The 10,386-nt window shown below is 70.1% G+C and carries 7 protein-coding genes; 5 read left to right on the top strand and 2 right to left on the bottom strand.

The features are described from left to right. Positions 1 to 234: 234 nt before the first annotated feature. The gene (locus tag ACFV6V_RS00805) at positions 235 to 2,307 is read left to right on the top strand and encodes a DUF1996 domain-containing protein (protein WP_385557028.1); all 2,073 of its coding nucleotides are present in this window, start codon (positions 235 to 237) and stop codon (positions 2,305 to 2,307) included. 87 nt (positions 2,308 to 2,394) lie between these two features. On the opposite strand, the gene ACFV6V_RS00800 is transcribed toward ACFV6V_RS00805, so the two are convergent. Next, entirely contained in the window at positions 2,395 to 3,516 is a 1,122-nt protein-coding gene (locus tag ACFV6V_RS00800) for a mechanosensitive ion channel family protein (protein ID WP_385557025.1), read from the bottom strand. A gap of 301 nt (positions 3,517 to 3,817) precedes the next feature. Between ACFV6V_RS00800 and ACFV6V_RS00795 the strand changes: the two genes are divergently transcribed. Further along, complete coding sequence (locus ACFV6V_RS00795; RefSeq protein ID WP_385557022.1) at positions 3,818 to 4,210, top strand: DUF2267 domain-containing protein; 393 nt, start codon at positions 3,818 to 3,820, stop codon at positions 4,208 to 4,210. 21 nt (positions 4,211 to 4,231) lie between these two features. On the opposite strand, the gene ACFV6V_RS00790 is transcribed toward ACFV6V_RS00795, so the two are convergent. Further along, on the bottom strand, positions 4,232 to 5,776 hold the full coding sequence (locus ACFV6V_RS00790; RefSeq protein ID WP_385557020.1) for a bifunctional phosphatase PAP2/diacylglycerol kinase family protein: 1,545 nt from the start codon (positions 5,774 to 5,776) through the stop codon (positions 4,232 to 4,234). Positions 5,777 to 5,950: 174 nt separating this feature from the next. On the opposite strand from ACFV6V_RS00790, the gene ACFV6V_RS00785 reads away from it, so the two are divergent. The 3 genes from ACFV6V_RS00785 (at position 5,951) to ACFV6V_RS00775 (ending at position 10,290) form a co-directional block, all read left to right on the top strand. After that, complete coding sequence (locus ACFV6V_RS00785; protein ID WP_385557017.1) at positions 5,951 to 7,555, top strand: SDR family oxidoreductase; 1,605 nt, start codon at positions 5,951 to 5,953, stop codon at positions 7,553 to 7,555. A gap of 31 nt (positions 7,556 to 7,586) precedes the next feature. Beyond that, a complete protein-coding gene (locus ACFV6V_RS00780) occupies positions 7,587 to 8,960 on the top strand; it encodes a cryptochrome/photolyase family protein (RefSeq protein WP_385557014.1) in 1,374 nt (457 codons plus the stop codon). A gap of 193 nt (positions 8,961 to 9,153) precedes the next feature. After that, positions 9,154 to 10,290, top strand: a complete 1,137-nt coding sequence (locus tag ACFV6V_RS00775) for a DUF2993 domain-containing protein (RefSeq protein ID WP_385557011.1) — start codon at positions 9,154 to 9,156, stop codon at positions 10,288 to 10,290. Positions 10,291 to 10,386: the final 96 nt, after the last annotated feature.

Below are 10,386 nucleotides of genomic sequence, written 5' to 3'. Positions count from 1 at the left end.
GCGTACGCCCCGACGGCGACGCGGCACACCAGGCACACCCGTATCCGAGATCGCCAGGAGTTTCTTTCCGGTTTGAACATCCCGCGCGTCACTTCCGTACTTCTCTCGAAGCGGCGCTCTCGTCAGCGCGTGTTCACGGCCGACCGGCAAGGAAACATAGGAGCTCCATTGGGACGCACAGTGCGGCGACGGTCTAAGCGGGGCAAACGAGCACTCGTTGCCTCGATCGCTCTCATGCTGGGCGGGGGTGGTCTGATCGCGGTCAACTCCTATGCCTCCGCCGGTGAAGGCAGTGGGCCCTGGCCCAGTGCATGGAACGGGGAACAGAACCAGACGCAGAGTGCCAGCGCCTCCGCGTCGACCATCAAATGCCCCGAGGTGGCGAACGGGCTGCCCCAGGTGCCGGACGGCGCCCGGCAGGAGGTCGACCGTGAACTGGCCTCGCTCGACAGCCAGATCACCGAGGCGTACCAGCGCTTCGTCAACGAGAAGGAGCAGATAGCGCGCGATCCGCAGTACGCGCAGAACGCCGTGCTCCAGCCGCTGAAGGACAAGCGCACGGCCGGTATCGAACGGATCGCGGTCGCCATCGGCCGGGTGGCGGGAGAGCGCCCTGAGGGTCTCGAGGCCATGGCCCCATGTGCCCTCCAGGCCGATGACGCCGACACCGGCAACGGCGATCAGGACCAGAACGGCGATCAGGACCAGAACGGCGGCCAGGATCAGAACGGCGGCCAGGACCAGGGTGACGGCGGTCAGGGCGACGGCAGCGGCGGTCAGGCCGGCAACGGTCCCGAGGCATCCGACTTCGTGGACATCCAGTCCGTCCAGCCGAACGTGCAGAACCCGCCCCAGCAGCAGGGTGCCTCCCAGGGCACCTTCACCACGGAGTGCGGCCGGAACGAGAACGGCAAGTTCAACCCGGACAACGTCATCGTGGCGCCCGGTGTGAGCAACGGCGCCCACCACATGCACGACTATGTGGGCAACCAGGCCAATGACGCCTTCGCCAGCGACGACGACCTCGCCAACGGGCAGACGACCTGTAGCGACCAGGGCGACAAGTCGACCTACTACTGGCCGGTGCTGCGTGTGCAGAACGGCCAGGACGAGAACGACGTCCAGGCGGACGGCGGCGGCAAGGACAAGAACGTCGGCGAGATCCAGACACCGTCCCAGGTGACCCTGAACTTCGTCGGCAGCCCGGTCAGCGAGGTCACCGCGATGCCGCGGTTCCTGCGGATCATCACGGGTGACGCCAAGGCGTTCGTCAACGGCAACGCCAACGCCAACGCCTCCTGGAGCTGCACGGGCTTCGAGAACCGCCAGCTCAAGGACAAGTACCCGGTCTGCCCCGAGGGCAGCAAGGTCGTGCGGTCGTTCAAGTTCCAGAGCTGCTGGGACGGCCAGAACACCGACAGCGCCAACCACCGCACCCATGTCGCCTTCGCCGACCAGAACGGCGCCTGCCAGAACGGCTTCAAGGCCATTCCGCAGCTCGTCCAGCGGATCGTGTACGACGTGCCGCCGCCGGTCTTCGACGGGAACAACCCGAGCGTCTTCGCGGTCGACTCGTTCCCCGAGCAGCTGCACAAGCCGGTCACGGACCACGGCGACTTCATCAACGTCTTCGACGAGAACCTGATGAACGACGTGGTGAGCTGCATCAACGAGGGGCGCCAGTGCGGCGCCGGCGGCGATGCGGGAGCCCCTCCGGCGGGTGACGGCGATGAGGAGCCCGGCGCTCCGGCGGACCCGGGTGCCGGGGAGCAGCCCCAGGACCCGGGTGGCGACGACCAGCAGGAGCCCGACGCCCCCGAGGACCCGGGCGCGGGCGACAACAACGGTGGCGACGACCAGCCCGAGGACCCGGGCGCGGGTCAGAACAACGGTGGCGGCGAGCAGCCCGAGGCTCCGGGTGGGAATGTCGAGCAGCCCGAGGCCCCGGGTGGGAACGTCGACCAGCCTGAGGCCCCGGGTGGGAACGTCGTTCAGCCCGAGGTCAAGAGCAAGCCCGGCGCCGTGGCCGGTGCGGGCAACGCCGGTGACGGCAAGGACGCGGCCGCGGGGCAGCCTGCCGGGACCGACACCACCCCGGACGCCGGCGGCGATGAGCAGAACAAGCCGGCTGAGCAGAACGTGCAGACCAAGCCGGTGGTCAACGCGGGCAGCCAGCCTCAGACGGGCGGTGGGCTCGCCTCGACCGGCGCCCAGCTGTGGCCGTCCGCGGCCGGAGCCTTGCTGCTGATCGCCGGTGTCGTCCTGCTGCGTATGCGTGGCCGTGGTGAGGCCGCACGCCGGCGCTGACGGCTTCTTTCAGCCACTCAGCCCTGGCCGAGCCCGCGACGGGCCCGGCCAGGGCTGACACATGTCACCGTGAGAGCGCCCGTGGCCTCACACCGGGGGAGCCGTGGGAGCGCCGTGCGCGGGCAGGGACGTGGGCGCGTGCACAGCCTGCTCGGCGGAGCGCTGATGGGGGATCTGCAGCTCCCCCTGCCCCATCGAGATGGTCCGCATCGGAGCGGGAATGCTGATGCCCTCGGCGCGGTAGCGCCGGTGCAGCCGCTTGATGAACTCGTGCTTGATCCGGTACTGGTCGCTGAACTCGCCCACGCCCAGGATCACCGTGAAGCCGATGCGCGAGTCGCCGAACGTGTGGAAGCGGATGGCCGCTTCATGGTCCGGCACACCCCCCTCGACGTCCGCCATGACACTCTCGATGACCTCTGTCGTGACCTTCTCCACATGGTCCAGGTCGCTGTCATAGCCGACTCCCACCTGGACCGTGAGCGTCATCTGCTGCTCCGGACGGTGGTAGTTGGTCATGTTGGTCCCCGAGAGCTTGGTGTTCGGAATGATCACCAGGTTGTTGGAGATGTGGCGCACCACGGTGTTACGCCAGTTGATGTCGACGACATAGCCTTCTTCGCCGCTGCTGAGCCGGATGTAGTCGCCGGGCTGGACGGTCTTGGAGGCAAGGATGTGCACGCCCGCGAACAGGTTGGCCAGGGTGTCCTGGAGGGCCAGCGCCACCGCGAGACCGCCCACGCCCAGAGCGGTGAGCAGCGGGGCGATGGAGACGCCCAGGGTCTCCAGGACCACGAGGAACCCCATGGCGATGACCACGACACGGGAGATGTTCACGAAGATCGTGGCCGATCCGGCGACGCCGGACCGGGACTGTGCCAGGGCCTGCACCAGCCCGGCCACGATCCTGGTGGCCGTGAGGGTCGCTGCCATGATGAGCACCGCGGTGAGCGCCATGGTGACATTGCGCCCGACGGAAGCCGTCAGTGGCAGCACCGACGCCGCCACCGCGGCCCCTCCGGTGACCGCGGCCCACGGGGCCAGAGCGCGCAGGGCGTCCACGAGAATGTCGTCGCCGCCCCAGCGCGTCCGGCTCGCGCGTACCCCGAGCCATTTCAGGACCAGGCGCAGCAGCAGCGCCGCGCCGATGCCCGCGGCCAGCGCGATTCCGGCGACGATCAGATCATGCGGGGTGAGGTCCCGGTTCAACGGGCCCCTCCCGTGGCGCGGGGGAGTATGCGCACAGCGGTGGATGCCGCTGTGGTCCGGATGTGATGTCTCGTCACCTTGCCACCTGTGGGTTCTGGGAGTGCGTCGTACGATCACGCCGAGACGCGGGGAACCAGCGGCTCCGACTCGACGCGATCTGTCATCCTGCCGCACGCCGTGGGGATCCGTCAGAACGCCCCCTGGCAGGCCGCCGCATGCGGGTGACAGGGCGTGTAGCCGATCCCGCGGCGGGTAGCGGGGGGTGCATGCCGCCGCAGGGCGGCCACGACAAGGAGCGGACATGAACATTCCGTTGGAAACGCTGCTTGATCAGGTGCAGGAACGAGGCCGCTACACACTGCGGCAGGAGGCCGCACACGCCACCGAGATCGTCCTGGACGTCCTGGGAGCCCATCTGGTGGGCGATGACCGCGGTGACCTCGCCCGTCTGCTGCCGAAGCAGTGCGGCCCGCTGCTGACCGCCGGCGAGCCCGCCAGCGAGCCGCTGACGCCGCGTGGATTCATCGAGGCGGTGGCGGCCAGCGGCCACGGCGACTTCGCCGAGGCCCGCCGTGCCGTCACCGCCGTGCTCGGTATCGTGGCCGAGACTGCCGACGACGCCCTGCTGCGGCGCATCCTCACCCAACTGCCGCCCGGTCACGCCGGGTTGTTCGGCCGCATGGAACCGATCTGAGGAGTCGGCGATGACGCCGAGTCAGTCCGCCACAGGGCGGTACACCGTCAGAGCCTCGTCGAGCTTGTCGATCACCAGGGACGAGGGCGCGGGCACGACCTCGCCGTCGTACGCCATGCTCGTGCCCTCCGGGAGGTCCGAGATCAGCAGCCGCCGCGGCCGCGCCGAGGCGTACAGCCTGGTCCGGGCCAGCCCGCCCGCGACAGCGGTGGCCAGCAGCCTGGTCCGGGCGAAACGCCCGCCGTGCGCGATGCGGACGTCGAGCAGACCGTCCGACAGATCGTGGCGCCGCGCCGGGGCCATACCGAGGCTGCGGTAGGCGCCGTTACCCGCGAACAGCAGCCAGACGGACCGGGCCTTGCCGTTCACCTTGGCGCGCAGCGGACGGGTCGTCCGCAGCACCTGGATCACCGCGATCACGGCGGCGGGAGGTCCGCCGACGCGCGGTGACCAGTGCTCCCGGATGCGTACGAGTTCCGGATAGACCCCGATGCTGAAGGTGTTGAGGAAATAGCGCGGCTCCTGCGCATCCGGCCCCACGCTCCGGTGCTCGGGGAACCGTCCGTCCGCACCCGTGGCGGCTCTGACCCGGCCGACATCGGCCCGTACGGCGCTGCCCGCCTCCACGGCGGCGCAGGCGACCGGGATCGTGTCGGCACCCAGGTCCGCCGCGAAGTGGTTGAAGGTGCCGCCGGGCAGCACGGCAAGCGGGACGTCGAACCGGAGCGCGCACTCAGCCGCCGCGTTCACCGTGCCGTCTCCGCCGCACACTCCGAGCGCACCACCGGACTCGGCGACGGACTTCGCGGCCTCGGCGAGCACGTCGGGCAAGGGGCCGGCCTCGGGCTCGTAGACCACCACGCGGGCCTGCGGCAGTGCGGTCCTCAGCTGGCGTACCGGGTCGATCAGCTGCGGCTGGGCCCCGGAGGACGGATTGACGACCACGGTGAGGCCCTTGCCCTCAGGAAGCGCCGGGGCATCGGCCCGCGGCCTGGCCGGTGCCGGGAGCTGCGAGCGGGAGGGAACCAGCCCCCGCACGGCGTATGCCGCCCCCACCCCGAGTGCCGCGCCGACCAGCACATCGCTGGGGAAATGGACACCCGTGTAGACGCGGGAAAAGGCCACCGACGCGGCGACCGGGGCCAGCGCCGCGCCCCAGCCTCGCGACTCCATGGCCACACCGGTCGCGAATGCGGCGGCGGAGGCCGAGTGCCCGGAAGGGAAGGAGCTGGTCACGGGCTGGTGCGGCAGATGCCGGATGATCGGCACGTCGTCCATGAGAGGCCGGGCCCGCCGCACCGCCCCCTTGGCCAGGGTGTTCACCGTGGCCGACGCCAGCGCGAGCGAGGCCACCCCGCGCACCGCGGCCCGCCGTCCGCGCACCCCGCCCAGCGCCCAGATCCCGGCACCGATGCCGAACCACAGCAGCCCGTGGTTGGCGCTGCGGCTCAGCCGGGGCAGCACCGGCTCGGCTCCCGGCCAGCGGCGCGCGGCGACCGTCCCGAACAGAGCCACGTCCTTGGCGTGCAGGCGCTGTCGGATCTTTCCCACCCGGAGTGTGTTCATGGGCTCCCCATACCCAGCCGTCGCGTTTCCACCACGCTCGTTCACCCGTCGTGCCTGTTCACGGCTGTTCACGCCCACACGGGTGCATCCGGGAGGGCACCGGGAGCCGAATCAGTGAGAGGACACGGAAGAGACAGCGGGAACAGGACCGGTACAACGAGGAATGGAGGAGCCATGAGCGGCGAGACCCACCGGGACATGCGGCGCAGGCACTGCCTGGTGACAGGAGCGACGGGGTACATCGGGGGGCGCCTGGTGCCCGAGCTGCTGGCGTCCGGCTACCGGGTGCGCTGCATGGCCAGATCGCCCGGCAAGCTGCGGGACCAGCCCTGGGCAGGCAGCGTGGACATCGTGCGCGGCGACGTGACCGACGAGGACGCGGTCGGTGCCGCGCTAGAGGGGGTGGACATCGCCTACTACCTCGTTCACGCGCTGCGCACGGGACGTGGGTTCGAGGACACGGACCGGGATGCAGCCAGGATCTTCGCGGAGCGTGCCCGCACGGCCGGTGTACGGCGCATCGTCTATCTGGGCGGACTGACCCCGGCGGACGTTCCGGCTGCCGACCTCTCACCACACCTGCGCTCCCGCGCCGAAGTGGGAGAGATCTTCCTCGGGTCCCAGGTCCCCGCGACCGTACTCCGCGCCGCGGTCATCATCGGCTCGGGCTCCGCGTCGTTCGAAATGCTGCGCTACCTCACCGAACGCCTGCCCATCATGGTCACGCCGAGCTGGGTGAGCACCCGGATCCAGCCGATCGCCGTCCGGGACGTGCTGCGCTATCTCGTGGGCAGCGCGGGGATGCCGGACGAGATCAACCGCACCTTCGACATCGGCGGGCCCGACGTCGTCACCTACGAGGAGATGATGCGGCGGTACGCGGCGGTGGCCGCACTGCCACAGCGCCGGATCCTGCGGGTACCGATGCTGACCCCGCGCCTCTCCAGCCAGTGGATCGGTCTGGTCACCCCGGTGCCGCGGTCCCTCGCCCGGCCGCTGGCGGAATCGCTGCGCCATGAGGTCGTCTGCGGCGAGCACGACATCGCGCGGTACGTCCCCGACCCGCCCGGTGCCCCGATCGGCTTCGACGAGGCACTCGCTCTGGCCCTGCGGCGGGTACGCGAAGCGCAGGTGACCACCCGCTGGTCGTCCGCCGCCCTGCCGGGAGCCCCGAGCGATCCGCTGCCCACCGATCCCGACTGGGCCGGGGGCAGCCTCTACACGGACCGGCGTGCGCTCGCGGTCGACGCCTCCCCGCAGGCGCTGTGGCGGGTCATCGAGGGCATCGGAGGCGACAACGGCTGGTACTCGTTTCCGCTCGCCTGGGCGGTGCGCGGCTGGCTCGACCGACTGGTCGGCGGGGACGGGCTGCGGCGCGGCCGGCGGGATGCGGCACGCCTGCGGGTGGGGGACTCGCTGGACTTCTGGCGGGTCGAGGAGATCGAGCCGGGCCGGCTGCTGCGGCTGCGCGCCGAAATGCGGCTGCCGGGGCTGGCCTGGCTCGAGATGTACGCCGAGCCCGCCGAGGGAGCCGAGACCGGGCGGTCCCGCTACCGGCAGCGGGCGTTGTTCCACCCGCGCGGTCTGCTCGGACACATGTACTGGTGGAGCGTGTCCCCGTTCCACGCCGTTGTGTTCGGTGGGATGGCCCGCAATATCGCCAGAGCCGCAGTACGCACAAAAGCCGACAGCACAGTCGACACGAACACAGAGACCGCCGAGAACACACAGCCCGCCAAGAACGCAGAACATCCCAAGGACACAGGAAGCACCGGGTGAACACCTCCAACACGCTCCAGGGAGTGGTCTCATGACCGCCGCGGTCGTCCTCTTCACCGCCGATCTGCGCCTCCACGACCACCCGCCCCTGCGCGCGGCCGCCTCTTCCTGCGACGAGGTGGTGCCGCTGTTCGTACGCGACCGCAGCATCGAAGCGCTGCGCTTCTGCGCCCCCAACCGCCAGGCGTTCCTCGCCGACTGCCTGACGGACCTCGACCGCGGGCTGCGCGAGCGCGGCGGTCGGCTGGTGGTGCGGTCGGGTGAGGTCCTTGAGGAGGTCTGCGCGGTGGCGCGCGAAGCGGAGGCCCGCGAGGTGCACATGGCGGCCGGTGCCAGCGGCTACGCGCACGCCCGCGAGGCCCGGCTCCGCCGGGAGCTGGAGCGGCAGGGGATCCGGCTGGTCGTCCACGACGCGGTCGTCAGTGCGCTCGGCGCGGGTGCCGTCGTTCCGTCGGGCTCGGACCACTTCGCCGTCTTCACGCCGTACTTCCGCCGCTGGTCGCAGCAGGAGATCCGGGGCACCCTCGGCGCACCCAGGGCGCTGCGCGTGCCCCGAGCCGTCGGTTCGGATGCCGTCCCCTCACGCGAGGACGTCGCGGGGGTCTCCCCGGGGCTGGCCCGCGGCGGCGAGGAGGAGGCGCGCAAACTCCGGAACGCATGGCTGCGGAGTGGGATCTCGCGATACGCCGAGACACACGACGACCTCGCGGGTGACGCGACCTCCCGGCTCTCGCCGCATCTGCACTTCGGCACGCTCTCCCCGGCCGAGCTCGTGCACCGGGCCCGCACGGCCGGGGGTGAGGGCGGGGAAGCGTTTGTACGGCAGCTGTGCTGGCGGGACTTCCACCAGCAGGTGCTCGACGCTCGGCCGCTCACCGCCGCCCATGACTACCGGACCCGGCACGACCACTGGCGCTCGGGGAGCAGTGCCGAGGAGGAGACACAGGCATGGAGGGAGGGCCGGACCGGCTACCCGGTGATCGACGCGGCCATGCGTCAGCTGCGCCACGAAGGGTGGATGCACAACCGCGGGAGGCTGCTGACCGCGAGCTTCCTCACCAAGACCCTGTACGTGGACTGGCGGGTCGGCGCGGCGCACTTCCTCGACCTGCTGGTCGACGGGGACATCGCGAACAACCAGCTCAACTGGCAATGGGTGGCGGGCACCGGTACGGACACCCGGCCGAACAGGGTGCTCAACCCGCTGCGGCAGGCCAGGCGCTTCGACCCGGACGGCGCCTATGTGCGCCGCTGGGTACCCGAACTCGCCGGAATCGAGGGCCCTGCCGTACACGAACCGTGGAAGCTGCCGGCCGATGAGCGGGCGCGGTACGACTACCCCGAGCGGACGGTCGCCCTGGACACCGGGCTGGAGCGGTTCCGCCGGGGCCGCGGCATCGAGTGAGCCGTGACCCTGCGTGTGGCGAAGCGGAGGTCACATCGTCCGAAGTTGCGTTCGAGGGTGGTGCGCATGATGGGATGAGCTGATGCGACCCCCCACACGCATTACCGCGCATCCCCGCAACCCGTATGAAGAGCTCGCTCAACTGGCCGATCCGGAGCCCGAGTTGGACGAGCCTCTGCCATATCGCGGTCGAGTGATTCCCGCCACACCGGGAATCCGCCCGCACGAGGGCGACGAGGAGGAGTGGACACCTCCCAACCACCGGGGCCGGAGCCGGCTCGCGGCCGTGCCGGTGGTGTTCAAACTCGCCGTCGCGGTCGTGGTGTGCGGGATGCTCCTCGTCCTCTGCGACCGGGTGTCGGTGGCCTATGCCGAGGACAAGGCCGCGGAGAGGATCCAGCAGTCGCTCGGTGGGGGAGCACGGCCCGAGGTCGACATCAAGGGCTTTCCGTTCCTCACCCAGGTCCTGCGCCAGCGGATCGACAGAGCCGATGTGACGGTCCCGGACGTGGCGGCCGACAAGGTCTCGATCGCTGAGGTGCACGCCACGGCGGAGGACATCCGGATCGTCGGAGATCTTCCGACCGCCGTCGAGGGCGCGGTCGTCGACCGCATGGACGGCGATGTCCTGCTCTCCTTCGACGATCTGAACCGTGAACTCGGCGCATCGAGGGTGAGGTTCACCGAGACCGGCTCCGGTGGCATCGGAATCTCCGGATCGCTGCCGGTCGCCGGGCGGGATGTCAGTCTGCGGGCACAGGCGTACATCCGGCAGGACGGAGACCGGGCCGTGTCCACCACGGTCGAGGACATGCGCCTCGACGTGCCCGGTCTTTTCACCTACCGCCCCGGAAAGGACCCGGAGCGCTCCGGCCTGCGCCTCCACGCCGAAGCCGCGGAGCGCATCAGCCGTGAGGCGGCCCGAGCCAAGGCCCTGCTGGAGCTGCCCGCCGTGGCCGAGCGTCTCGGCATTCCCCGCGCGCAGATCGAGCGTGCCCTGCGCAGTGAAGCAGCGCTGAGCGAACTCACCGGCTCACCACGCTTTCTGAAGCAGCTGATGAAGGTCAACCTGGTCGATGTGGTCATCGACCATCCCTGGCTGCTGGAAAAGGCCGGTATCGATCCCAAGCTGATCGGCACACTGCTGAAACTGAAGCCGCCGCAGCTTTCCGAAAGCCTCTCGCTCTCCTTTGAACTCCCGAAGGCCGCGTCGGGTGACATACGCCTTCGTGGTATCGCGGTGGAGCCCGAGGGAATCCGCGCCGACCTCACCGGAAGCGGGCTGACGTTCGGCGGGAAGCAGCGGCCGGGGAAGGGTGATGCTCGCTGACACTGCGCGCCGTTCGTCCGGTCCGGCCGTGCCGTGGGAACGGCTTCGAGCGCGCCCACGGTAAAAGGATACGATTAGCGCGATTAACGTAACTCC

Source organism: Streptomyces sp. NPDC059828, from assembly GCF_042731955.1.
Taxonomy (GTDB): domain Bacteria; phylum Actinomycetota; class Actinomycetes; order Streptomycetales; family Streptomycetaceae; genus Streptomyces.
The sequence above is the reverse complement of the archived record's forward strand: the minus strand, read 5'-3'. Positions and strand labels throughout refer to the sequence as shown.

Excerpts from the sequence above, each read along its gene's own strand:
- ACFV6V_RS00805 (WP_385557028.1), top strand. The coding sequence starts at position 235 with ATGCTGGGCGGGGGTGGTCTGATCGCGGTCAACTCCTATGCCTCCGCC.
- ACFV6V_RS00795 (WP_385557022.1), top strand. The coding sequence starts at position 3,818 with ATGAACATTCCGTTGGAAACGCTGCTTGATCAGGTGCAGGAACGAGGC.
- ACFV6V_RS00790 (WP_385557020.1), bottom strand. The coding sequence starts at position 5,776 with ATGAACACACTCCGGGTGGGAAAGATCCGACAGCGCCTGCACGCCAAG.
- ACFV6V_RS00785 (WP_385557017.1), top strand. The coding sequence starts at position 5,951 with ATGAGCGGCGAGACCCACCGGGACATGCGGCGCAGGCACTGCCTGGTG.
- ACFV6V_RS00780 (WP_385557014.1), top strand. The coding sequence starts at position 7,587 with ATGACCGCCGCGGTCGTCCTCTTCACCGCCGATCTGCGCCTCCACGAC.